We start from the raw sequence: 24,398 nt of genomic DNA, 5'->3' as shown, positions 1-24,398 counted from the left end.
GACAATAATTGCGGGTCATTTTAGGTAAATGTAATGAACCAACTTCGTCATATGTCAGTCTTTGCCCATATTGTTGAAACCGGGTCGATCACTACTGCCGCTGAATCGCTGCAGTTGTCTAAGTCGGTTGTGAGTCAGCATCTTAAAACCTTAGAGCAGGAATTGGGTATCACATTACTCAAGCGCACTACGCGTCGGCAAAGCCTGACCCCGGCGGGGGATGCTTTTTTTCAACAATGTAAGAAGCTGAATGAGATAGCCGATTCAGCCTGGCAACAGGCTCAGAATACTTTGCAGGTGCCACAGGGGTTAGTGCGCATTACTGCACCTAATGCACTGATGGACACTTTGATCGCTCCTGCTATCGGCAAACTGATGCAACAGTACCCGCTGCTCGAACCTGAACTGATCAGCAATGATCACCCGTTAGACCTGATGGCGAATGATATTGATCTGGCGATCAGAGTAGGCCCCTCGAATGACAGTAGCCTGAAGCAGAAGCGTATAGGTGAATTCCGAGATCAGCTGTGCGCCAGCCCGGCACTGATTGAGCGGGCAGATATTGAGTTGGGAGGCATTGACCAAGCACCTTATATTGCCAATACCTGGCAGGCGAGCCAGATAGCTCATGAGTTCAGGCGTATAGAAACAAATAACCCGGGAAAAACTAAACACAAGATCATTCGCTATGTAGCGCAGGCTCGCTGTAAAGCCGATTCATTTTATACCTGCCTGACCCTGATTCAATCGGGGGCCGGAGTCGGGATTATTCCAGACTTTCTGATAGATAATCTCCAACCGCAAGTACAACCGGTCTTTCCCGATTATCTGCTTCCGGTGAATCCGGTTTATGCACTCCATCCTTATAGTCAGAATCTGCCGCTGAGTGTCAGTGTGTGTCTTGATGCAGTTAGGGGAGCATTAAGCCGCTGAATAAATTGCTTCGCTTAGTTTACCAGACCCCTGAGTAAGCTGGCTGATCGTGACGGTGCCTCAGGCTAGCTGACCTTTGTTGCTTACGAGAAAAAATGCATAAGTCTTTATTAATATGAGACTAGTATGACTCATATTCATGTCCGTTGATCTGTATCAACGCTCTGATTCCATCAACACTCGAACTGCCCTTTTGTGGGGATTCTTTTAGCTCAACCTTTCTCGTATTGTTCGGCCTGAAAATTCTGACTGGTCGATAATGAATGCCTGGTTATTGGCATTACAGCTTTTCAGTCACTTAACATTCTATAAAAAGGTGGGAATATGCTCTCTAACGAAGAAATGGAAGATATTGAGGTAGCAATCGAAGAAGGGCAGGATAGCTTGTAAGTGGTATAAGTGGGTCAGAGTAAAATTAAAGTTGAGATGAGCTTGTCCCCGTCCCCGTCTTATAGTTCGCTCTACAACTCTGACCCCCTTGATCTGGTAACTGATTAGCTATGCTTGTTCAGAAATATACGGATCTGTTCAAAAGCATCTTTGGCTTCATCTAATTCGGGTTCAAACAGGTGCCAGTCGTGCATCATTTCCCGCCATATCTGCAAGGTTACATCAGTACCAGCGATGCGTGCTTTGTTGGTATAGCGTCGGGCATCATCGATCAGACATTCAGAATCACTGGCTTGTATCAGTAGTGGAGGGAGCCCGCTAAGGTCACCATGAATCGGTGATATAGCAGGATCATTAGGCCGAACCTGGGCATTAATCCAACTGGTTAATAGCAGCAGGGTTTTAGGGATGCGGACAATCGGTTTAAAGAAGTTTTGTAACATCGCATCGCGGTTTAAATTCTTAATAATGCTGGGGCTGGAAAGTGTGCTGTCAGTTGTCGGACTGAGTGCGATAGCGGCTGCGGGTGCCGGTAACTGATTTTCGCGAATCCAGGCTAACAGGGATAAGCACAGGTTAGCACCCGCAGAATCGCCGGCAATTATAAGTTGCCGTACCGGCTGTTCAACCTGCGGGCCATTATCCAGCAGCCAGCGATAGATATCCTGGCAGTCTTCGATACAGTCAAGACGGGCATTCTCAGGTATTTTACGATAGTTAACTGCAAACACCGCAGCGCCGCTGATTTCGGCAAGTTTACTGGTGATTATGCGATGGCTCTGGGGGCTACCCATCATAAAGCCACCGCCATGGATATAGAGCAATCGCTTATCCGGGTCTGCGTCTTCTGTCATAACCCATTCACCCTCAACCGGGGCTGCATCAGCACTAATGAATGATGCGGTTGTTGTACCTCTCAGGCCCGCTTTATCCATGGTTTTTCGCATTGCCAGCAGTTGCTGCTGTTTTGATAGTTTGGCAAATGTAGGATCTACATTAGTGAACTGTTTCTCAAGTTCAAAGTGGGGTGGTGACGCAGGCTTATCGTAAAACAACGGCTCAACCGGAGTGTCGTATTGTGACAGGTCTTCACCGGTGACGGCGATCTTTATGAAAGCCCAAAGCGCGATCAGCGAGATGATAAAAAACAGAGTAAACCAGAGCATAGATGTTCCTTCTATGGAATCGCTAGGAGAATGACCAAATACTTAACCTGTTGAAGAGTATAGCCTGAAGCGCTTAGCTTGAGTTAGAACGTCGAACAAGTTCGAATCGCTAGAAGTGGCTCCGTTACTTGCTAGAAAAAGCGCTATACATTAGGTAATGTTCGGCTTTTGATTATCTCGACTAGTGAGCTCCTGATGAATCTTATGCTAAACAGGCTTTGTGTTGCGCTTATGGCACTGTTCTTTTCGACATCGCCAGCGATAGCAGATCAGAAAGACTTGATTGTGATCGCTGCGCCTTCCATTGTGGATACAGAGGATGATCTCTATTACGCGGAGGTGTTCGATGACATTATCGAATTCGATATCGTCTATGCCAATGCGGTGCTAGGGCATGATGAGATCCTGATCCTGGTGGATGCTGAGACCCGACCTTATTTTACCGGAAGAGTACCGGAGCAGATTCTGATAGAGAGCGACCCGCAGCATATCTGGATGCGGGATTTCACAACCGTTAATCCATACCGTCCTGTTCAGTTCCGCTATACATCGGCGACCTTTGAAAATAATTACGCTGAAGCTGATGAGATTCAGGCAGACTTTAATTATCTCCTCAAGCAGGTTGGCATCGGTTTTGATCAAGCGCGTTATAAGAGTAAAAAATTGTTACTGGATGGCGGCAATATTGTCGATAACTACGCCGGTCGGGTGATCACCACCGAACGTTTTCTGGAAGATAATCGCTTAAGTCGTAAAGAGGGGATCGCCGCCCTGAAACAGCTCCTGGGGGCAACCGAAGTCGCCATTATTCCTGGCGATGACCCGGTGATGGCTCACAGCGATGGCATGGTGATGTTCAGTGATGAAAATACCCTCTTTGTTAACCGCTACGAAGGGACCTTTCGCACCCGGGTACTGGATGAATTGAAAAGTGCTTTCCCGGGTATCCGACTGATCGAGGTCGATGCTAAATGGGATGAAGGGGATAGTGAACTGTCAGTAGGCAGTGCCTGCGGTATCAATCTCAATGCCACTGTCACCTCTAACTTTATCTATATGCCTCACTTCGGTGATATCGAAAGCGACGATGTGATGAAACTGATCGCTAAGAATAGCGAAAAGACAGTGATACCAGTGCCTGCAAAGGGTGTTTGTAAACTGGGTGGATCGGTGCGCTGTCTGTCTTGGCAGCAGAGCGGTGATCGTACAGCGGAGGTTATTCGGAAGCTTCGCAGGTTTGAAAATTAGTAGTTAGATGTGACTTCGTCACTTGCTAGACGTCGCTAGGAAAAACGTAAAAGCCTTCTTTTCAGATTTATCAAAATTTACACACTGTAAGTTTAGTTTGGCACGGATAATTAACCCCCTTCTGTGCAGCTGAGCATTGGAGTTTATAAACAGATAGAGCGAGGACTGTTTGAGTGGGCGAAGCCTGCGAGTTTATAGACGAAAACGTCTACCCTTCGGGCCAGCTAAAGCTGTTCAGGCAAAGCCTGTCGCAGCGCTGTTTGTAAACGAAACGCGCAGGGGAGTTGGCGTAGCCAACCAAACAGCAGGGGCGGCTTTAGATTGTTAAGACCTTTGGCCGTTTAAAGGTCTTGGCTCGCCTTCAAGGCGAAATCAGACTTTCAGCAACTATCAATGCCAAAGATAAGCAACAAACCAAAATGAGCAATACCCGTTTCAGATCAATTGTCTATCAATCCATGATAAGGCACTATCAAGACAAAGGATACGCGCACCTACAAGTAACAAATACTGCGCAACTGATCAAATGAGTTTACTCATTTTCAGCGGACGAGAATGAAGTAATTTATTTAAAACTTTTTCTCATAACTTTAGCTTGAATAGTTTGTTAGAACCTATGGAACAGTGGGTATGTTTCGGTATTACGTTCGTTATTAATGTAGTTAAAGTCTCTGATTTTTTATTGAATAATTTTAATATCTAGTATTTGTATATAAGCTAAGGAAAGTAATGAGCAATCTTTTAATTGGTAACGGCCTTTCTATCTCAATATCAAAAAAATTTTCATATACATCGCTACGTGAGAGGGTTTCAGGTGGCCTTTCGCCAGCAGTAGAAAGACTTTTTAAACAATTTGACACTGATGACTTTGAACATCTTCTCACTAAAATAAAAGATGCACGTGATGTTATTGAGGCTATTACTGATGGGCAAGTAATAGTTAGCCAAAGTATCTCTGATGAAATTAAATCAAAATTAATTGAGGCAATAGGAGGTATGAACCCTAGAGGGCCAAGAGATGATGGACTTGATCCTCAAGCACTAAATTCAGCGCTAAAAAAATATTCTAATGTTTTCACGACTAATTATGATATTTACTTATATTGGGGGCGGAAGGGAAAAGATGGTTTTAATATAAATGATTTTTTCTTTAAGGGTGATTTTGATCTGAATAGAGCTGATCCGAATAATGGTGACTCAATATTTTTTTTACATGGGGCTTTGTTTGTATTTGACGAAGGGAACAAGGTTGTTAAAATTGGTAAAGGTGAGTTTATAACACTTGATGATGCAATTAAAGACAGGATAGTTAATAAAAACAGCTTGCCTTTGTTTATCTCTGAGGGTTCATCACAAGAAAAGTTATCTAGTATTAAGAAAAATGAATACTTATCATTCTGTTATCAAAACCTAAGAGGAATGAGTGGTGATCTTGATATATATGGGCATGGATTAAGTCCAGATGTTGATGGTCACATTGTTGATGCAATAAAGGCTTCTAAAATTGATGACATTACATACTATCAATATAATCTAGATCAAATGAATACTGGTGAAGTAGCTCATCTTCAAGCTACTTTGAATACTCGTTTAGGCAGAATTATTAAGTTAGTAGATTCTTCTAAGCACGAACTTTCAAACTGGAGTATTTGGGGTACTTCTTAAAGAAGAAGGGGAAAATGGGGGCAGAATAAAACTAAGGTAGATGCGATTAAGTAGCTTCTTTCGCTCAGGTGAGCCCCATCAGGCTATATCAGCCCGAAAAACCATAATTTCCGACCATTTACTCCCACCTGAATGCCTTTTCACGGTATTCAGGCGGACTTGTCCTACGTGCGCAGCATCTGACCCACTTTGACGATATTGGCCAAAGAAAAATGATTATTGGGGTCAGAGTAAATTAGTAATTGGCCTTTAAAACCTATCTTACGAAGCCACCAACTCCAGTCACACATCCACACCAAGCTAAGAAGGTTTCTTCTAGCAACTAGCAAGCAACGAAGTTGCGTCTAGCAAGCCGCGCAGCGGCGTTCTAGCAACTATTTTTTAGCCCTTGCCGTCGTAGGCGAAACCCCAAAGTAATCTTTGTAACAGTTACTAAAATGGCTGGTGCTGACAAAGCCGCTGGCCAGGGCGATATTGGTAATGGTCTCATTACTCTGTAATAACAGCCGCCGCGCGTGGGTGATGCGTAGTTCCAGATAATAGCGGGATGGACTGGTTTCCAAATGTGTTTGGAACAGACGCTCCATTTGTCGGCGGGAAATACCCACATGAGCAGCCAGTTCTTCCAACGTCAGGGGCTCTTCAATATTGTTGCCCATCAGCTGCATTAGCGTACGCAGGGTTTCGGGCAGGGTCGGATCATCACCGGCCTGAAGTTTCATTTTGCCGCTGCTTTCGGCGACCTGATCGCAACTGAGGATCTCACGGATCGCACGGGTGGTATCTTCGCCGTAATACTGATCAACCAGAGTTAGCATCATCTGCAGGGCGCTTACCGGGCCGGCACATGAGGCGCGTTTCTCAGCTACTACTAATGCGGTATCCGCCAGTTGAACTTTGGGGAACTGTTCACGGATATAGGCGTGGTTGTCGGGGTGGGCAGAGCAGGACTGATCGTCCAGCAGACCCGCATGAGCGATAGCGACACTGCCGTTCCATATGCCTCCCAGCGTGAGCCCTAGTTTATCGGCAGCTCTGAGGGTTTCGGTTAGTTTTGGGTTTTGTTCAAGATCACAGCGGAAGCCGCCACAGACAATCAGGATATCGATACTGCCGCGATGCTCGATAGCGAAGTGCTCCAAGGTGGCATTAGTAGCGATCTCAATACCCAGATCACTTAACGCTTTACGGGAATCGATACCCAGGGTGATATGTTCAAACAAAGGGGCGGTGCGGACCAGATTTGCGGTCACCAGGGTATCCACCGCAGCGGTAAAAGCCATCAGTGAAAAGTGTTCCAGCAATACAAAACCAATCTTAACCGGACGCTCCGGTGCATTGTCCGAAGGCAGGAACTGACTGTTACTGCTGCGCATGGTTGAGCTGAAATCACGTTTTTTCTGGTTATTGGCCATTACTGCCGCCCTGTCTTATTTGTGCGGACTATAGCCTGCATCTTAGATCAATTCTATCCCGAGGTACTGAAGAGGCCGAAGATCGGTGTTCAGAACCGCCTACAAAGTCAGTCACTTAGATAACTAATTCGTACTTTAGTAAGCAGGGTTCTATTAGTTACTAGCAAGTGAAGAAGTCATATATAGCGAGGCGTGCTTGTTCGGCGGTTTTGGTAACTGTCATTGGAGTATCCCAGTTGCGACGTGATTTTTTGGATTTTCGCGACTGTCGTAAATGGGCACACCCGGGACGCGTTCGAGCATAGCGACATTGCCGGGAGGGGCTAGTATCGCTGTCATGGAAGTTTTTTAGGGGATAGCCCGTTTCTATAGCGACTTCCCGGGTTGTCCCTAAAGACAACAAAAATAACAAAGGAAGGTACAAATAGGTCCAGATGGCCGTCTGCGGACACTGAAGTCTGCAGATGCAAGGCATAGATTGAAGTGAATGGCTGTAGTCCTTTATAAAATCTATAACGAAGCAGATGCTGGCTTCAGTGTTCGCCCTTCGGGGCTTTCTGAAAACTACAGACTCTGCGTTAGCACATATTGAAAGGTTGTAACATTCCTGCAAAGTGCTGCCTTGATTCTGAATTTTTCAGAACGCCAGATGGTTATCCGGGCCTGTTTGAACCTTCCCTAAGTCCGCCGTAATTGGCTAGGCGTGGAGATAAAGATGTTTACAAAGAATGACCAGATCCAGGGATACGATGATGCGCTGTGGGCAGCGATTGGTAAGGAAGAAGTTCGTCAGGAGGAGCATATCGAACTGATCGCTTCTGAGAACTATACCAGCCCTCGCGTTATGCAGGCCCAGGGTTCTGCGCTGACCAACAAGTACGCTGAAGGTTACCCTGAAAAGCGTTACTACGGTGGTTGTGAATATGTAGATATCGTTGAACAGCTGGCGCTGGATCGTGCTAAAGAGCTGTTTGGTGCTGAGTACGCTAACGTACAGCCACACTCAGGTTCTCAGGCAAACGCTGCGGTATACATGGCGCTGTGCGAGCCGGGCGACACTGTTCTGGGTATGAGCCTGGCACACGGTGGTCACCTGACTCACGGTTCCCACGTAAACTTCTCTGGCAAGATTTATAACGCTGTTCAGTACGGCCTGAATGAAGCAACCGGCGAGATTGATTACGACGAAGTAGAGCGTCTGGCGGTTGAGCACAAGCCGAAGATGATCGTTGCTGGTTTCTCTGCTTACTCTCAGATTGTTGACTGGGCGCGTTTCCGCGAGATTGCTGACAAAGTTGGCGCTTTCCTGTTCGTTGATATGGCACACGTTGCCGGTCTGGTTGCTGCGGGCCTGTATCCGAACCCGGTTCCTTTCGCTGATGTTGCGACTACAACCACTCACAAAACCCTGCGTGGTCCACGTGGTGGTCTGATCCTGTCCCGCGATAACGTGCTGGAAAAGAAACTGAATTCTGCAGTATTCCCGGGCGGTCAGGGTGGTCCTCTGATGCACGTAATCGCTGCAAAAGCGGTGGCATTCAAAGAAGCGCTGGATCCTGAGTTCAAAGAGTACCAGGCGCAGGTAATTAAGAACGCTAATGCGATGGCTGAAGTACTGATCGAGCGCGGTTTCGAAATCGTTTCCGGCGGTACTAAGAACCACCTGTTCCTGCTGAGCCTGATCAAACAGGGTCTGACAGGTAAAGATGCTGATGCTGCCCTGGGCCGCGCTAACATCACTGTAAACAAGAACGCTGTACCGGGTGATCCACAGTCTCCGTTTGTGACTTCAGGTCTGCGTATCGGTTCTCCGGTTATCACGACTCGCGGTTTCAAAGAAGAGCATTGCCGTACTCTGGCAGGCTGGATCGCTGATCTGCTGGATGTACTGAATCAGCCAGAAGCACTGGAAGCGAAGATCGCTGAAGTTAAGCAACAGGTTGTTGCACTGTGCGCTGACTATCCGGTTTATAAGTAAAAGAGTAAGTAAGAAAAGTATCAATAAGTCGGTTTACAAGTAAGCCGACCATTAATTTGAATTGAACACCTGGCAGTCTAAGTCTACTGATACCGATAATTATCAGAGCCGACTGCCCCTTTTGCGGGAGCTGATATTATGCAGCAATATTCAGGTTTCGGACTGTTTAAGCACAGTCTGAGTCATCACGAGAACTGGCAGCGCGCCTGGCGTAACCCTACGCCGAAGAAGAAGTATGACGTCATCATTATCGGTGGCGGTGGTCACGGTCTGGCGACTGCATACTATCTGGCGAAAGAGCACGGTGTAACTAACGTAGCGGTAATCGAAAAAGGTTATCTGGGTGGCGGTAACACTGCCCGTAACACCACTATCGTACGTTCTAACTACCTGTGGGATGAGTCTGCTCACCTGTACGAGCACGCGATGAAGCTGTGGGAAGGTCTGTCTCAGGATCTGAACTACAACGTTATGTTCTCGCAGCGTGGTGTATTGAACCTGGGTCACACCCTGCAGGATATGCGTGATATCGAGCGTCGTGTAAACGCTAACCGATTGAACGGTATCGATGGTGAAGTACTGGATCCGCAGTCGATCAAAGAGATCGTGCCGCACATGGATTGTTCAGCGAACAGCCGCTACCCGGTTATGGGTGCTTCATGGCAGCCACGCGGCGGTGTAGCCCGTCACGATGCGGTAGCCTGGGGCTTTGCCCGTGGTGCTGACTCTTTCGGTGTTGATCTGATTCAAGAGACCGAAGTAACAGACCTGATTATTGAAGACGATACGATTATTGGCGTTAAGACTAACCGTTACGGCGATATTATGGCCGATCGTGTTGGTTCTGTTGTTGCCGGTAACTCTGCTGTTATCGCTAAGATGGGTGGTTTTGAACTGCCGCTGGAATCTCATCCGCTGCAGGCACTGGTATCTGAGCCAATTAAGCCGGTTCTGGATACGGTTGTTATGTCAAACCATGTACACGGTTATGTCAGCCAGTCCGATAAGGGCGACCTGGTAATCGGTGCCGGTATCGACGGTTACACTGGTTACGGCCAGCGTGGTTCTTACCCAACCATTGAGCACACAGTGCAGGCGATTGTTGAGCTGTTCCCAATGTTCAGCCGGGTACGCATGAACCGTCAGTGGGGCGGTATTGTTGATACTTGTCCTGATGCTTGTCCGATCATCAGTAAGACACCGGTTAAGAACCTGTTCTTCAACTGTGGTTGGGGTACCGGTGGCTTTAAAGCGACTCCGGGCGCAGGTAATGTTTTTGCAGCGTCTCTGGCTAAGGGTGAAATGCACCCACTGGCAGAGCCATTCTCTATGTTCCGATTCCATGACGGCGCGCTGATTGATGAGCACGGCGCCGCTGGCGTAGCACACTAAACGGGAGACTATACGATGTTTCATATCTACTGCCCGCATTGTGCGGAATACCGAGAAGAAGAAGAATTTCACGCAGCGGGTCAGGCGCATATTCCGCGTCCTTTAGATCCGGAAGCCTGCTCTGATAAAGAGTGGGGCGAGTATATGTTCTTCCGGAAAAATCCACGTGGTATTCACCACGAGCTATGGGTTCATGCTGCCGGCTGTCGCAAGTTCTTTAACATGACTCGCAACACCCAGACTTACGAAATTAAAGAAGTCTACAAGATTGGCGAGCAGCCATCTGTAGTCGCTGAATAAGAGGAGCGGAATTATGACACAGCAAAACCGCCTCCAGAGCGGAGGTCGCATCGACCGTTCCAAGCCATTGACCTTTACCTATAACGGTAAGCAGTTCTCTGGTTTTCAGGGCGACACTCTGGCATCTGCTATGCTGGCAAACGGCATTGATGTCGTTGGCCGTAGTTTTAAATACAGCCGCCCTCGCGGTATCGTAGCTTGCGGCGCTGAAGAGCCGAATGCGGTACTACAGCTGGGTGCAACTGAAGCGACTCAGGTACCGAACGTACGTGCCACGCAACAGGAACTGTTTAACGGTCTGGTTTCAGCATCAACCAACGGTTGGCCGAGTGTTGATAACGATGTAATGGGCCTGATGGGTAAAGTCGGCGGCAGCATGATGCCACCGGGTTTCTACTACAAGACATTCATGTTCCCTCAGTCTCTGTGGGACACCTATGAGTCAATGATCCGTAAGGCCGCTGGCCTGGGTCGTTCACCGCTTGAAAGCGATCCGGATACTTACGATAACGTTAATCAGCATTGCGACGTTATGATCGTTGGTGCGGGTCCTGCGGGTCTGGCTGCAGCTCTGACTGCTGCCCGTGGTGGTGCGCGTGTAATCATCGCTGATGAGCAGAATGAATTTGGTGGCAGCCTGCTGAACACCAAAGAAACTCTGGACGGCAAGCCTGCTGCAGAATGGGTTAACGCTGTTGTTGCAGAACTGGCGACATTCGAAGACGTGATGATGCTGCCGCGTTCTACAGTGAACGGTTACCACGACCATAACTTTGTCACTATCCATGAGCGTTGCACCGATCATCTTGCAGACATTGCGCCGGTTAATCAGGCGCGTCAGAAGCTGCACCGTGTACGTGCTAAGTGGGTAGTACTGGCAACCGGCGCGCACGAGCGTCCACTGGTATTCTCAAATAACGATGTACCGGGTTGCATGGTATCTAATGCAGTTTCTACCTACATCAACCGTTACGGTGTTGTACCGGGTAATGAACTGGTACTGATGACCACCAACGATTACGGTTATCAGGCAGCTCTGGACTGGGATGATGCCGGTCGTAAGGTTGTTGCTATTGTTGATACCCGTGCCTCTGGTTGCGGTGCCCGTGCTGAAGAGGCACGTAAGCGTGGTCTGAACATCATTACCGGTTCTGCAGTCATTGAAGTGCAGGGTAGTAAGCGTGTATCCGGCGTATCTGTTGCTGCGATCAGCGCTGATGGTGGTAAAGTTATCGGTTCTGTGACTAAGCTGAAAACCGATACGGTTGCCTCTTCTGGCGGCTGGAGCCCGGTTATTCACCTGTCCAGCCATACTGGCAGCCGTCCTACCTGGGACGATAAGATTGTTGGTTTCGTACCTGGACCTACGGTTCAGAAGCAGCTGACAGCCGGTGGCATTAACGGCCAGTACGACACCGCTGTTGCACTGAAGCAAGGCTTCGATGCAGGCCAGAAAGCACTGACTGAAACCGGTCTGAGTGCGGCTGAAGTTGTTCTGCCTAAAGCAGAAACACTGAAGTCTGATACACCGATGACGCTGTTCCATATTCCGCATATCAAGCCAACGTCGGCTGCGCCTAAGCAGTTTGTTGACTATCAGACGGATGTAACAGCAGCGGGTATCGAAGTGGCTTGTCGTGAAGGTTACGAGTCTATCGAGCACGTTAAGCGTTACACCGCGATGGGCTTCGGTACTGATCAGGGTAAGCTGGGTAACATCAACGGTATGGCGGTTGCAGCCAAAGCGCTGAACAAGACCATTCCTGAGACCGGTACTACCATCTTCCGTCCGAACTATACGCCGATCTCTTTTGGTGCGATCGCTGGCCGTAACTGCGGTTCACTGTTCGATCCTGAGCGTTACTCTGCGATGCACAAGTGGCACGTTGAGCACGGTGCTAAGTTTGAGGATGTAGGCCAGTGGAAACGTCCATGGTACTTCCCGCAGGGCAATGAGACGATGCAGGAATCGCTGGATCGCGAATGCCTGGCAGTACGTGACAGCGTTGGTATTCTGGATGCATCTACCCTGGGTAAGATCGATGTTCAGGGTAAAGATGCCCGTGAATTCCTGGGTCGTGTTTACAGCAACGCCTGGGCTAAGCTGGCGGTTGGTAAGTGTCGTTACGGCCTGATGTGTGGCGAAGACGGTATGGTATTTGACGATGGTGTATCGGCTTGTTTAGGCGATAACCACTTCGTGATGACTACCACTACCGGTGGCGCAGCACGGGTTCTGGAATGGCTGGAAATCTACCACCAGACTGAGTGGCCTGAGCTGGAAGTTTACTTCAATACGGTTACCGATCACTGGTCTACACTGACTATCTCTGGTCCTAACAGCCGTAAACTACTGTCAGAGCTGACCGATTACGATCTGAGCAATGACAACTTTAAGTTCATGGACTGGAAACAGATGAAGGTTGCCGGCGTTCCTGCCCGCGTATTCCGAATCTCTTTCACCGGTGAGCTGTCGTTCGAGATTAACGTACAGGCGAATTACGGTACCCACGTTTGGGAGAAACTGTTCGAAGCAGGTAAGAAGTACAACCTGACGCCTTACGGTACTGAAACTATGCACATCCTGCGGGCTGAGAAAGGTTTCATTATCGCCGGTCAGGATACTGATGGCTCTGTTCATCCGTATGACCTGGGTATGGGCTGGTGTGTGTCTAACCAGAAGCCGTTCAGCTACATCGGTAAGCGCGGTATGAATCGTGAAGACTGTGTACGTCCGAACCGTAAGCAACTGGTTGGTTTGAAGACTAAAGATCCTAAAGCGGTGATTCCTGAGGGAGCACAAGCGGTACTGGATCCTAAAGCACCGATCCCGATGCCGATGGAAGGCCATGTTACCTCCAGCTACTGGAGTGCGAACCTGGGTCACTCTATCGCGATGGGCTTTATTAAAGGTGGCCTGGATAAGATGGGTGAAACTGTATTCTACCCACTGGCCGATGGCACTGTGATTGAAGCTGAAATTTGCAGCCCGATCTTCCTTGATCCGAAAGGGGAGCGTCAAAATGTCTGATTTGAATGTAATGACACCAGCAGAAATTGCAGCGACTAAAGCTGCAGTAATGGATCAGGTACCTGGTCCTGAAATTCAGGGGCAGTCTCCGCTGCACCATGCGGACCTGGAAAGCCTTGCAAAGCAAGGCCCTAAAACTGGTGGTGTTCACTTGCGTGAGCACAAACTGCTGGGTCATCTGACGCTACGCTGCAATCCTGAAAATGCTGATCAGCTGGCTGCTGTTGAGCGGGTGCTGGGTGTAGCTTTACCACTACAACCACTGACCTCTGCTGAAAATGGCGACTACTCCATTCGCTGGATGTCTCCTGATGAGTGGCTGATTCTGGTGCCGGGCCTCGAAGCATTTGATATCGAGTCTAAGTTCCGTGATGAGATGGGTGGTCACTACTCGCTGGTAAACAGCAGTGGTGGTTCAACCGTACTGGAACTGTCTGGTACTGATGTTGTTGAGCTGCTGAAGAAGTGTATCCCGATCGATCTGCACTCTAAGCACTTTCCTGTGGGTAAAGTGGTATCGACTGTGTTTTCTAAGAGCACAGCGATTGTCCGCCGCACCGGTGAACAGCGCTTTGAGTTGATCATTCGTCGCAGCTTTGCTGACTACATCTGGCTCTGGCTGCAAGATGCCAGCCGTGAGTTTGGTCTGGTAATCGAAGCCTGACTCTTAGCTCGAACTAACCGGTCTGCAACCGCAGACCGGTTTCTACTTCTTAACTTGCCTGTGACTGCTTTGCTAAAAAAGCCGTTAACGGCGTCCTATTGTCAGGAGAATGCATATGACCTCTACTAACCACGCTAAGCCATGGATCTTTACCGCCAGTTGCCCAAGTATTTTGGGTACGGTTGATGTGGTAACCCGCTATATGGCGGAAGCCGGAAACTATGTGGAAGAGATTCATTCGTTTGATGATAGCGAATCCAAAAATTTCTTTATCCGCATTGAATTCCAGCCGCAAAATGAGAACTTCAGCGCAGAGCAGTTTAATGCTGAGTTTGCTTCCCGTGCTGCAGAATTCGATATGGAGTGGCAGCTGACCGAGCCGCAACACCGTCAGCGTGTGGCTATTCTGGTATCTAAATACGATCACTGCCTGAACGATCTGTTGTACCGCCACCGTACCGGTCAGCTGAACATCGAGATTCCGGTGATTATCTCTAACCATCCTGACCTGAAAGAACTGGCTGAGTGGCACGATATTCCGTATTACCACTTGCCGATCAGTGCTGAGACTAAGCCGTATCAGGAAGCTGAGATCGTTAAATTGTTAGATCAGTACGATATTGAACTGGTAGTACTGGCCCGTTACATGCAGGTGCTATCACCCTGGATGTGCGAGCAGTTAAACGGCAAAGCGATCAACATTCATCACTCGCTATTACCGGGCTTTAAAGGTGCACGTCCTTATCATCAGGCCTGGGAAAAAGGTGTGAAGATGGTGGGTGCGACTGCGCATTATGTAAACAATGATCTGGATGAGGGCCCTATTATTGCCCAGGGAATTCAGACTGTAGACCACGCTTATTATCCTGAAGATCTGGTATCAAAAGGCCAGGATGTCGAGCGGGTAACGCTGTTTAATGCGATCCGATATCACATTGAGAAGCGGGTGTTCCTGAACGGTAGCCGGACGGTGATCTTTAGTCATTAAAAGCTACTGCGCTTGGAATTACTGCGTTAAAAGTTTACGGCTGGTGCTCACATAGCGCTGCTATGCTCCGCTCATCCGTAAACTTTGTGCCTTGCACTTCCATCGCTCGTAACGCTTTTTGTATGCAGTTCAGCACTCGTGATGCTCTTGGTACTAAGTGTTGCGATTGAGATTATAGCGAGTACTTTTAAAGTTTCGCAGCGTAATGTTTTTAAGTTTTTCGCTGTTCTGAATTACAGGACAGTGAACCCTTTTTGAGGCCGGCCTGAGCGGTGATTAGTTTTCCCCAAGAGAGTAATCATCGCTCTACTCACACGGGTCGGTCTCAATTCCTTCTGCTGATATTTACTATTCGCTACATAACGACCGTTTAAGAAAACTACAGGTCGTAAACTGGCATACGGTCTCAGTGACTCCGGCAGATAATTCATCCTTCAGAATAATAATCAGCGCTATGCATGCGCGGTGGAGACTTTCTATGTCTATTTCAGTATTTGATCTTTTTAAAGTAGGCGTAGGCCCGTCAAGTTCTCATACCGTTGGCCCTATGGTGGCGGCGGCTAATTTTGTCGAGTATCTCGGGCAGCAGGCACTGGTAAATGATGTGTCCCGGATTCAGGTTGATCTGTATGGATCCCTGAGTGCGACAGGTATCGGCCATGGTACTGATAACTCGGTAATCGTTGGTCTGATGGGCGAACGTCCCCACAGTATTGATCCTGAAATGATTTTGCCGGTCGTGGCGGGTCTGAAAGAAAGTAACAGTCTGAATCTGGCTGGTAGTCATCCGATCGAATTTATCTGGGATCGGGATATGAACCTGCTGGAAGAGAATCTTTCATACCATCCGAATGCGATGCGTTTAGCCGCGTTTGGCGCAGATGACAGCCTGCTGTACGAGAACACTTATTACTCAATCGGTGGCGGTTTTGTTATCGATGAAAGTGAAGCCACCGCCGATGCCCATCTGGTACCCCAGGTTGAGTTACCTTACGACTTTAATAATGCGGTCGAACTATTAGAGCTCTGCGAGGCCAATAACTTCAGTGTCAGCCAGCTGATGATGGAGAATGAAAAAGTCTGGCGTACCGAGCAGGAAATCCGTGATGGCCTGATGGATATCTGGGCGGCGATGAAAGAGTGTATTGCTACTGGCCTGCATAAAGAGGGTATCTTGCCTGGCGGTCTGAAGGTTAAGCGCCGGGCGATGAGTCTGCACAAATCTCTGATCCGTTCTACTAAGCCTAATGTGATCAGCTCTACTATGGGGGCGATGGACTGGATTAACCTGTATGCCCTGGCGGTGAATGAAGAAAATGCCGGTGGCGGACGGATGGTGACCGCTCCAACTAATGGTGCAGCGGGTATTATCCCCGCGGTGCTGATGTACTACACCGAGTTTACAGCTAATGCGACTGAAGAGTGCGTGGTTGATTTCCTGTTGGCTGCTGCAGCAATTGGCGCGTTGTGTAAGAAAAATGCTTCCATCTCAGGTGCTGAAGTCGGTTGTCAGGGAGAAGTAGGTTCTGCCTGTGCCATGGCTGCTGCTGGCTTGTGTGAAGTACTGGGCGGCTCACCTGAACAGGTGGAAAACGCCGCTGAGATCGGACTGGAACATAACCTGGGTCTGACCTGTGATCCTGTGGGAGGCCTGGTTCAGGTGCCTTGTATTGAGCGTAATGCAATTGGCGCGGTGAAAGCGATCAATGCAACACAGATGGCGTTGCGGGGGGATGGTGAGCATTTCATCTCGCTGGATAAGGTGATCAAGACTATGTCTGATACCGGCCGGGATATGCACGACAAATACAAAGAAACCTCCCGTGGAGGACTGGCGGTTAACGCGATTGAGTGTTGATTGGGGAATATGCTGAGCTTAACGTTAAGCGACAGTGAAAAGCCGGGATTGATGCTTCTCAACACAATTATCGAGCCTGACAGATTCATAAAGCACTGCCCCTGAGGGGGGCGGTGCTTTGTTGTTTTCAGCTATAGTGTATTGAGGTAAAGTCCACTATCTGAGTATGGTTTTTAAATTGATGCTTCTTTTGATATCGATTTTGCTATCTGATGAAAGATTATGATCTGCTTGTCGTTTCAGGAAGATCGACAATTATAATAATACACCCTGATAACTCGCTAAGAGCGCATTCTTAGTAAAGGTTCGCTTATGACTGACTCGCACAACAAACCGGCCACCGTGCGTACCCGCGCTATTGGCTTTCTGCTGCTGAATAACTTCACAATGATCTCGCTGGCCTCGGCAGTTGAAGCGTTGCGGATGGCCAATCAGCTCAGCGGTGAAGAACTCTATTCCTGGTTTACTTTAACGATGGATGGTCAGCCGATCAGTGCCAGCGATGGGATTAAAATCACTCCGGATGCGGGTGTTCAGCGTTGCCCCGATCTGGATACGGTGATTGTTGCGGGCGGAGTGAATGTACTTAAGGCCTACAACAAATCACATATCAGTTGGTTGCAGGAGATGGACCGTAAAGGCTGTAAGCTCGGTGGCGTATGTACCGGTGCTTATCTGTTGGCCGATGCGGGGCTGATGAATGGCTATGATTGCAGTACTCACTGGGAGTACCTGGCGTCATTGCAGGAAGCTTTCCCTAAAGTGAACTGCTCTAATCGTCTGTTCAGTATTGACCGCAATCGTATGACCTGTACCGGGGGCACAGTGCCGCTGGATATGATGTTGAATATGATCAAACAGGAACATGGCTACCAGCTTTCTGCAGCAATCTCAGAGATGTTTATCTGTGACCGGATTCGCGATGAAAGTGATCAGCAGAAAGTACCACTACGACATGTTCTGGGTACAACACAACCCAAACTGGTTGAAGTGGTTGCGCTGATGGAAGCGAACATAGAAGAAGTAATCGAGATGGACGAGCTGGCGCATTATGTCGACCTGTCCCGGCGTCAGTTGGAGCGTCTGTTCCAGAAATACCTTGATTGCTCTCCCTCAAAATACTACCTCAAACTCCGTCTGTTAAGGGCCCGGCAGTTGCTGAAACAGAGCACAATGCCAATTATCGATATCGCCGCAGCTTGTGGCTTTGTGTCGACGCCTCACTTCAGTAAATGTTACCGCGAACAGATGGGTATCCCGCCCAGTGAAGAGCGCGCAGCTCAGGGCAAAGGGCAGGACGAGAAACTGGTGGAGCCGGCCAAGCCTAAGCTCACAGTGACTACTAAGCCGGTACTGTCGGCTAAAGAATCTCTGGCCACTGGTGCTTTCTCCGAGGCGAAAGCTGAATCTACTTTTGGTTCGGTGAACCTGAAGGATAAGCCGTAATAGTCAAAAGTTTGTGCTTGGCCTGCACTACTTTTATTTACAATAAAGCTGAATAAGAATTAGTCCTATTTTCTAAACAACTGTTTGACTGTTGATTGTGCTGAACTAAATTAAAGGCTCGGGCAGGGATGCCGTAAGAAGCGAAGGATCGCGACTCAGTTTCAATCATTTCAGTACTCCCCGATCTTTTCTATAGACCTTTTCTCTGCCTTTTTATCGCAATGGAGCCTGCCCTCAGGTTGTTCCATTTGTGGGATCAGGACTATCAGGGAGGGTATACCATGGCCAGGCGTCCAGATAAAAAACCAGTTCAAGAGCGCTTATCGCAGCGTAGAAATGACGCGGATTTTGAGATAACAAAACCGAACCGGGAGTCTGAGTTACTTAAGGGAAAGATTGATGAGGCCCGGCATAACTTTCATAAGGTTGAAGCTGAGGTTAAAAACCTTAACGAAGAAATAGAGATGCTGGAAGCCAAAGGCGAAACAGAAGCTGCAGCTAAGATACGCATCAGGGCCACCCATGTCACTCAGGAACTGGGAAAGTTGCAGGATGCCGCAACCGAGGCTCCATTTCTTATGGATGCCTTTGGTTTAGGGCTTAATCAGCCGAGGGCGATTGAAGCGAATATCTCAGAAATAATTCAACCGACTGCAATCAAACACAATGAGATCCAGCGTAAGTTCAATAAGCAGCTGGGCTCTACAGTATTACCAAGTCAGGGGCCAAGGGAGCCGGTGAAACTGGTCGATGGATCTCTACAGGATGACCCGAAAGTTGGCAAACTGCGACTCAATATTGGGGATGAAACGGGTCAAATGGCAGCAAATGCCAGCTATAGCATCAGCGTTACCCTGGAGAATAGCGAAGAGACTGTTCAATTAAAGCAGGGGCGTACTGATACCAAAGGGTATTCTTCAGTCAGTCTTGGGCATATTGCTCTCAATGATATTACCGAGATGCAAATCAACGTTGTGAGTGATGATCAGCTGATTACCCGAAAATATGACAGGGTATTGCTTGGTGACCTTTTGTTGGGGCACTTGCCGATATTTGTGCCAGTACCGAAAAGCTTGATAGACAAGCTAAAAGACCGACTTAAAGATCATGATGGCCCGTTACCGGCCGGAACTATTGAAGATCCTGATGAAGCCGATCTGCAGGCATCACCAGAATCGTTCGGCCTTAATGAGGAGCATGTTGATGGCAATTGCTGCTTGCGTCCGAACAGTGAATTTGCCGCCAAAGAGTACCACTTCCGACAGATTGTCCGGCTGACCGATATTGAAGATGTGAAGCTGGTATTTGATGGTGAGAAAGAGATTGATCGCAAAGAGGTCGCCACAGCTATCCCCTTTGGTGATGACTCAGTTTCCAGCTATGCGGTATTGGGTGGCAATGTTCTGGTCGGTTTAGTTAATACCTACCGGCATGCTTGGTATCCGGCAGGCAGAGGACTGGGACGATTACTTTATTCCACTAGTCTGGCCCCCTGTGAAGAGATAAATCTGGCCTTTATTGACTGGTCACGCCGGGAAAGGGATAGCCGGAGAGAATCAAGGAGTCAGAGCGAGCAGGTGGAGCATGAACTCCAACACGATCGTTCTATTGATGAAGTCGTTGATGCGACGTTAACTGAACATCAGGATGGATCCTCAAGCTCGGGTGGCGGTGGTGCCAGCCTTGATCTGGGTATTTTTAGTATCGGTGGCGGGGGAGGCAGTACTTCGAGTTCTACTAATGGTCGCCGTGACTTGCACAGTTCTACGGTACAGGGCATTTCGGAAAGCATTAGTCAGAACTCATCTTCTATAAGACATCAGCGCGCCACTGTTGTGACGACGTCCTATCAGAAAGAGTCTGAGCGGATAAAGACCCGTACCATTCATAACCACAATATGAATCATATGATGAACCTGGAGTACTTCCAGGTAGTGGAACATTACAGCGTTAAAACTGAGTTGGTGGAAGAAAAACCAGTATTGCTGATCCCTTATGAAGTGGATCAGGATATGTTTGGTACCATCTCCAGCTTTGATAAATATGTGCTTAATCCCAGCGTTCCGGTTACCCGCTTTCTGGATCGACATCGCCGGATTCTCAGCCGACTGGTGCCGCGGCGCTATCGTAGAGCTTTCAAGGGATTATCCCGCTTACTGCATTGTCGTGATATCTATCAGATCGAGACACCTTATGCGACGTTCTCCAGTTGGGAGATAAAACTCAGTAATGCCTGGCGTCCGGGTATCAGTCTTCGTCTGGAAACTCATAGCGGCCAGAGTGTAAAGCTATATCCTGTGGGCGGCTCTTCTAGTTCACCACCCACCTATTTCCGTTCCAGTGCGGTGCGTGATAGTGATATCAGAGCACTGACCATTTCATTCGATTCCAATGCCGCAGTTCAGAGTCTGAATCTGCCGTCATTCCTGGAAAGTATTGTTGGGGACCTGTTGGAAGACGCGACCAAATTTAAACTTGAACGGGTTGATATGTCTGTGACGACTGACCGTTCCAGGTTTTTGTCCACCCCTCAGACCTATATCGTTGAAACCGTTGGTGTTAATACCACTCTGGGAGTTGATAACCCTTCTGTAGAGGTCGGGCTAACCACGCCAGAACCCGATTTCAGTAGCTACCGTGGTAGAGAGCATGAGGATTACTGTCAGCTGAAGGAGCTGATTGCTCATATCCAGTCCAACCCGATGCGATATATGCGGGCGATCTGGATGAGTGAAAATCCTGATCGTCGGGCGATTCGTTTCGATCGTTATCAACTCGATGATACCTCTCTGCTGGATCATATTATTAATCGTCCCAGAGGTGTATTGGGCAACTATGTTGCGTTTGAGTTATTGGACGGCCACCGCTTAGTTGCGATCAATAGTCCGGATTATGTGGTGTCTAACCGGGTTATTACGCTACCTACCCGGGGCGTCTTTGGTGAAGTATTCCTGTCTTGTTGTAATGCCACCGAGAAAAGGGATGTGGAGCGCTTTATTGACCCTGAGCGTAGCTGTCAGAGCAATGCTCCGGATATAACCGGCGTATCTCCTGGCTCCAGGGCTCAGCAGACTAATCTGTCACCGACGGATTTTGCAGCGCCGATTGTAAATCTTCAGACAGCCCCCTCACTGCCGGATCCCACCGGGACTGCCAATGCACTTTCAGTCTTGGGGACACCTGATATATTCCGAGATCTTTCTCATGGTGCCGAATTGTTGCAGTTTATTGATAATGCGACGAAGGAAGCCTTTACCAGTACCCGTCAACACCGTGCGGCGATGAATGCAATCGCAGGAGATGTAGTGCGAGGTTTGGTCAGTGCCTATACCGGAGTGCCTGTTGGAGGCAGTGGTAGCGGGGGGGGGCAGGCTGCTCAGTCTGGTACCACGGGTATTACTTCAACGCCAAGTGGTGCTACTGGTGCCGGCGCTCAAACAAGCACCGGTGGGCAGAGCGAAGCAGGTCAGATTCTCAATGGACAGATGGTGCGGCAGACTAACCCTACCCAGATTAGCGATGGTATCCAGACCATTCAGCGGGCAGTGGGTAGTGGTCAACTGACCCAGGAACAGGGTAATGCCGCTATCAATCAGTTAGTGGGAGGCACCACCGCAAGTAGTGACTTCAATGGTGCCGCTGCACCGGCCATGACACTGATTCAGCCAACCAGTGGATCAGGCCTGGCCTTTAATCCAACCGCTGGGGATAAGAGCAATGAGATCACTGTGGAAGTGGTGGTTAGTAATCAGCCTGTCGGCGGTCGGGTTGAGTGGAGTTGTATCGATCCGACCGCTGTTATATTCGATACGCCGGATCAACCTGTGACAAAGGTAACCGGGTTGAAGCCCGGATTACGCACAGTAACCTGTACTATGTATGACAGTAGTAATGTGCCTGTGACTGTGATCAATGTTCCGCTGAGTATTCCGCAGTTTGTGACCGTAAGGGAGGACGTCACTCAGTTTAATAATTCATTGGCTACTCTGGGACTGACGGCCCATAAAAATACCCTGTTGCAGGTCATGAAGACGGTTGCAGAGCGCTCGCTCTCTACCAGTAATGTAAGGCTGATCTGGGAGATGGCACCCCATAATGAGAGTCTGCCTTCTGTGCATTCGGGTGCTGGACTGGCATTTGGACATACCACCGATCTGACTATTTTCGATGTTGTCTCCGCAGGAACCCCCGGAGTCACAATATCTGGAGGTAGTGGTGTAGGCCCCGGCGCGTTTAATGAGCTGATTGGTGTTTTCCCTGGTGCGTTGGATGATCCTTCCGGAACGGTTCAGATAGACGATGCAATCCGTCAGATTGTGGCTGCCACGTCGGGCCCTTCTCCGGATGCGGCGCTGATGAATCTGAAGTGTGCCATGATTGCCCGCTATACCGGAGTGGTGCTTGCTCATGAGGTTGTACACAGCCTGATCGGCATGATTGTCAATCCAGACAGGACATCGACGCCACATAATACCCCACCTATACCTGGCTGCCTGATGAATACCGGTGATCAACCGACTACAACAGAAGTATCTGGTTTGGAGATAACTGATCTGGTTAATTTCCCTGATCCGGGTACTTTTACTGACAGGGGGGTCGCGACATTGCTGATACCTTCTGCCCATGTGCAGGCTCAGATCGATCTTAGTTTCCCGATCAGTATCTGAACCGGCCCTAAAAAAGCCCTCCGTATGGAGGGCTTTTCATTTCTCATTTAATTCAATCCGATCATTGCGCCTTTTTGGTAGTCTTGCGGGGGGCAGCTTTTTTTATTGGTTTTTTTAGCGACACGTTTTCTTTATTTAAGGATAGGGTAAACAGCTCTTTAATCGCTTCAGCGACAGCCTTATTAACGGCTTCCCCAACAGCCTCGGCGGCTTCAGCTACCGCGCTACCGATCTCTTCTGCTTCCGGTACTGCTGTACTGCTGGTTTCTTCGCCATGAACTTTGGCGGCAAGCTCCAGAGTTATCCTGCGAATAACGACAACTACGGTATCAGAGGCTTCGACATTGCAGGAAACATGGGCCGATACGGTGGTTTGGTCTTTATTGATTACTCCTGCCATAGCTTCAATCAGATGAGGTTCAGGGGTGCTGCCTGGCTGAGTTTTAAATTCGCCGGTGCGGTCGCTGGAACCATGGGGTTCCATAAAACTGCGGCCGCGATGGCCGCTGGGGACAGGGTCGGTAGAGTCCCAATTGTCGGCATCCCATCGATTTGGTGAAGACCGCTGATCCAACAGGGTGTCAATCAACAGTTTTTCCAGCTCAAACCAGGCTTTATTGTCGCCATCGCCGGGATCATCACAGGCCCAGAATCCGTCGATCATTAGCTTGGCTTCTAACTCTACGCCTCTGCCATTGCGCCCCTCGAACTGGATATTTAAAGCATCGATATTGATCTTAACTGTATTCCGGGCTTCTTCAAGAACACTTTGAATATCCTTCATCGTCTTGATGACTGTAGATACGACGCTTTGTGCATTTACAGGGACCCCGGCTGCGGCTCCTCCTATTTGAGAGGCTATACCGTTGGCTCCACCTATTAGGGAACCTACAACTGATTCGAACGCTTCGTAATCATCTTCGTCGCTTTCAGCGACATGCATATTAAGGTCCCAGGTAATAGTTCGGCTGGCAGAGGGTTTTGATGGATCAGGGGATACCGAAACAGCAGGTCGTGATTGCGGTAGTCCGGTGGTCTGATCAAATCCTGAACTAACCTGTTTAAGCAGGGATTTCAGATCGGAATTACCGAAAGCCCGGTGTGCTTCCTGGGTAGTAACTATTAGATTTATTGGCATAACGAATACCTCTAAGTGATTTCTGCACTTATGGCTAAGAGGTTTTTATAGGCTGGGAATACTAGTTTGTCTGGCCTTCATTCCTTCGAAGCCGGTTAGAATAGCTTATGCAATCGCAT

The 24,398-nt window shown here is 48.7% G+C and carries 15 protein-coding genes; 12 read left to right on the top strand and 3 right to left on the bottom strand.

All coding sequences use genetic code 11. The features are described from left to right. Positions 1–33: 33 nt before the first annotated feature. The gene (locus EHS89_RS03010; RefSeq protein WP_124924613.1) at positions 34–933 is read left to right on the top strand and encodes a LysR family transcriptional regulator; all 900 of its coding nucleotides are present in this window, start codon (positions 34–36) and stop codon (positions 931–933) included. A 494-nt stretch (positions 934–1,427) separates the two neighbouring features. On the opposite strand, the gene EHS89_RS03005 is transcribed toward EHS89_RS03010, so the two are convergent. Then, positions 1,428–2,489 (bottom strand): alpha/beta hydrolase, encoded by a 1,062-nt coding sequence (locus EHS89_RS03005; protein WP_124924612.1) that lies wholly within the window; start codon positions 2,487–2,489, stop codon positions 1,428–1,430. 195 nt (positions 2,490–2,684) lie between these two features. Here EHS89_RS03005 and EHS89_RS03000 point away from each other — a divergent pair, with 195 nt between their 5' ends. Then, complete coding sequence (locus EHS89_RS03000; protein WP_211340276.1) at positions 2,685–3,737, top strand: agmatine deiminase family protein; 1,053 nt, start codon at positions 2,685–2,687, stop codon at positions 3,735–3,737. 729 nt (positions 3,738–4,466) lie between these two features. Next, complete coding sequence (locus EHS89_RS02995) at positions 4,467–5,402, top strand: DUF4917 family protein (RefSeq protein ID WP_124924611.1); 936 nt, start codon at positions 4,467–4,469, stop codon at positions 5,400–5,402. A 374-nt stretch (positions 5,403–5,776) separates the two neighbouring features. Here EHS89_RS02995 and EHS89_RS02990 read toward each other — a convergent pair whose 3' ends face one another. After that, on the bottom strand, positions 5,777–6,817 hold the full coding sequence (locus EHS89_RS02990) for a GlxA family transcriptional regulator (protein WP_124924610.1): 1,041 nt from the start codon (positions 6,815–6,817) through the stop codon (positions 5,777–5,779). A 715-nt stretch (positions 6,818–7,532) separates the two neighbouring features. On the opposite strand from EHS89_RS02990, the gene glyA reads away from it, so the two are divergent. The 9 genes from glyA (at position 7,533) to EHS89_RS02945 (ending at position 23,141) form a co-directional block, all read left to right on the top strand. Next, positions 7,533–8,795, top strand: a complete 1,263-nt coding sequence (gene glyA / locus EHS89_RS02985; protein ID WP_124924609.1) for a serine hydroxymethyltransferase — start codon at positions 7,533–7,535, stop codon at positions 8,793–8,795. A gap of 138 nt (positions 8,796–8,933) precedes the next feature. Next, positions 8,934–10,187, top strand: a complete 1,254-nt coding sequence (locus EHS89_RS02980; RefSeq protein WP_124924608.1) for a sarcosine oxidase subunit beta family protein — start codon at positions 8,934–8,936, stop codon at positions 10,185–10,187. Between the two features lie 15 nt (positions 10,188–10,202). Beyond that, positions 10,203–10,487 (top strand): sarcosine oxidase subunit delta, encoded by a 285-nt coding sequence (locus EHS89_RS02975; RefSeq protein WP_019620202.1) that lies wholly within the window; start codon positions 10,203–10,205, stop codon positions 10,485–10,487. A gap of 13 nt (positions 10,488–10,500) precedes the next feature. Beyond that, positions 10,501–13,518, top strand: coding sequence for a sarcosine oxidase subunit alpha (locus tag EHS89_RS02970; protein ID WP_124924607.1), 3,018 nt, complete (start codon positions 10,501–10,503; stop codon positions 13,516–13,518). Further along, positions 13,511–14,182: a sarcosine oxidase subunit gamma gene (locus tag EHS89_RS02965; RefSeq protein WP_211340275.1), complete on the top strand. Its 672-nt coding sequence runs from the start codon at positions 13,511–13,513 to the stop codon at positions 14,180–14,182. The genes EHS89_RS02970 and EHS89_RS02965 overlap by 8 nt, the downstream gene beginning before the upstream one ends. Positions 14,183–14,297: 115 nt before the next feature. After that, positions 14,298–15,170, top strand: coding sequence for a formyltetrahydrofolate deformylase (gene purU, locus EHS89_RS02960; RefSeq protein ID WP_124924606.1), 873 nt, complete (start codon positions 14,298–14,300; stop codon positions 15,168–15,170). A 478-nt stretch (positions 15,171–15,648) separates the two neighbouring features. Further along, the gene (locus tag EHS89_RS02955; protein ID WP_124924605.1) at positions 15,649–17,028 is read left to right on the top strand and encodes an L-serine ammonia-lyase; all 1,380 of its coding nucleotides are present in this window, start codon (positions 15,649–15,651) and stop codon (positions 17,026–17,028) included. 312 nt (positions 17,029–17,340) lie between these two features. Further along, positions 17,341–18,474, top strand: coding sequence for a choline metabolism transcriptional regulator GbdR (gbdR, locus tag EHS89_RS02950; RefSeq protein WP_124924604.1), 1,134 nt, complete (start codon positions 17,341–17,343; stop codon positions 18,472–18,474). A gap of 281 nt (positions 18,475–18,755) precedes the next feature. Beyond that, positions 18,756–23,141, top strand: a complete 4,386-nt coding sequence (locus EHS89_RS02945; RefSeq protein WP_124924603.1) for a hypothetical protein — start codon at positions 18,756–18,758, stop codon at positions 23,139–23,141. A 61-nt stretch (positions 23,142–23,202) separates the two neighbouring features. On the opposite strand, the gene EHS89_RS02940 is transcribed toward EHS89_RS02945, so the two are convergent. Next, positions 23,203–24,279 carry a hypothetical protein gene (locus EHS89_RS02940; protein ID WP_124924602.1) on the bottom strand — a complete coding sequence of 359 codons (1,077 nt, stop codon included), beginning with the start codon at positions 24,277–24,279 and terminating at the stop codon, positions 23,203–23,205. Between the last annotated feature and the right edge of the window lie 119 nt (positions 24,280–24,398).

Source organism: Amphritea balenae (assembly GCF_003858655.1).
Lineage (GTDB): Bacteria > Pseudomonadota > Gammaproteobacteria > Pseudomonadales > Balneatricaceae > Amphritea > Amphritea balenae.
This window is presented reverse-complemented; position numbering and strand designations above follow the sequence as displayed.

Excerpts from the sequence above, each read along its gene's own strand:
- purU (WP_124924606.1), top strand. The coding sequence starts at position 14,298 with ATGACCTCTACTAACCACGCTAAGCCATGGATCTTTACCGCCAGTTGC.
- EHS89_RS02965 (WP_211340275.1), top strand. The coding sequence starts at position 13,511 with ATGTCTGATTTGAATGTAATGACACCAGCAGAAATTGCAGCGACTAAA.
- gbdR (WP_124924604.1), top strand. The coding sequence starts at position 17,341 with ATGACTGACTCGCACAACAAACCGGCCACCGTGCGTACCCGCGCTATT.
- EHS89_RS03010 (WP_124924613.1), top strand. The coding sequence starts at position 34 with ATGAACCAACTTCGTCATATGTCAGTCTTTGCCCATATTGTTGAAACC.
- EHS89_RS02995 (WP_124924611.1), top strand. The coding sequence starts at position 4,467 with ATGAGCAATCTTTTAATTGGTAACGGCCTTTCTATCTCAATATCAAAA.
- EHS89_RS02990 (WP_124924610.1), bottom strand. The coding sequence starts at position 6,817 with ATGGCCAATAACCAGAAAAAACGTGATTTCAGCTCAACCATGCGCAGC.
- glyA (WP_124924609.1), top strand. The coding sequence starts at position 7,533 with ATGTTTACAAAGAATGACCAGATCCAGGGATACGATGATGCGCTGTGG.
- EHS89_RS02980 (WP_124924608.1), top strand. The coding sequence starts at position 8,934 with ATGCAGCAATATTCAGGTTTCGGACTGTTTAAGCACAGTCTGAGTCAT.
- EHS89_RS02945 (WP_124924603.1), top strand. The coding sequence starts at position 18,756 with ATGGCCAGGCGTCCAGATAAAAAACCAGTTCAAGAGCGCTTATCGCAG.
- EHS89_RS02975 (WP_019620202.1), top strand. The coding sequence starts at position 10,203 with ATGTTTCATATCTACTGCCCGCATTGTGCGGAATACCGAGAAGAAGAA.
- EHS89_RS03005 (WP_124924612.1), bottom strand. The coding sequence starts at position 2,489 with ATGCTCTGGTTTACTCTGTTTTTTATCATCTCGCTGATCGCGCTTTGG.
- EHS89_RS03000 (WP_211340276.1), top strand. The coding sequence starts at position 2,685 with ATGAATCTTATGCTAAACAGGCTTTGTGTTGCGCTTATGGCACTGTTC.
- EHS89_RS02955 (WP_124924605.1), top strand. The coding sequence starts at position 15,649 with ATGTCTATTTCAGTATTTGATCTTTTTAAAGTAGGCGTAGGCCCGTCA.
- EHS89_RS02940 (WP_124924602.1), bottom strand. The coding sequence starts at position 24,279 with ATGCCAATAAATCTAATAGTTACTACCCAGGAAGCACACCGGGCTTTC.
- EHS89_RS02970 (WP_124924607.1), top strand. The coding sequence starts at position 10,501 with ATGACACAGCAAAACCGCCTCCAGAGCGGAGGTCGCATCGACCGTTCC.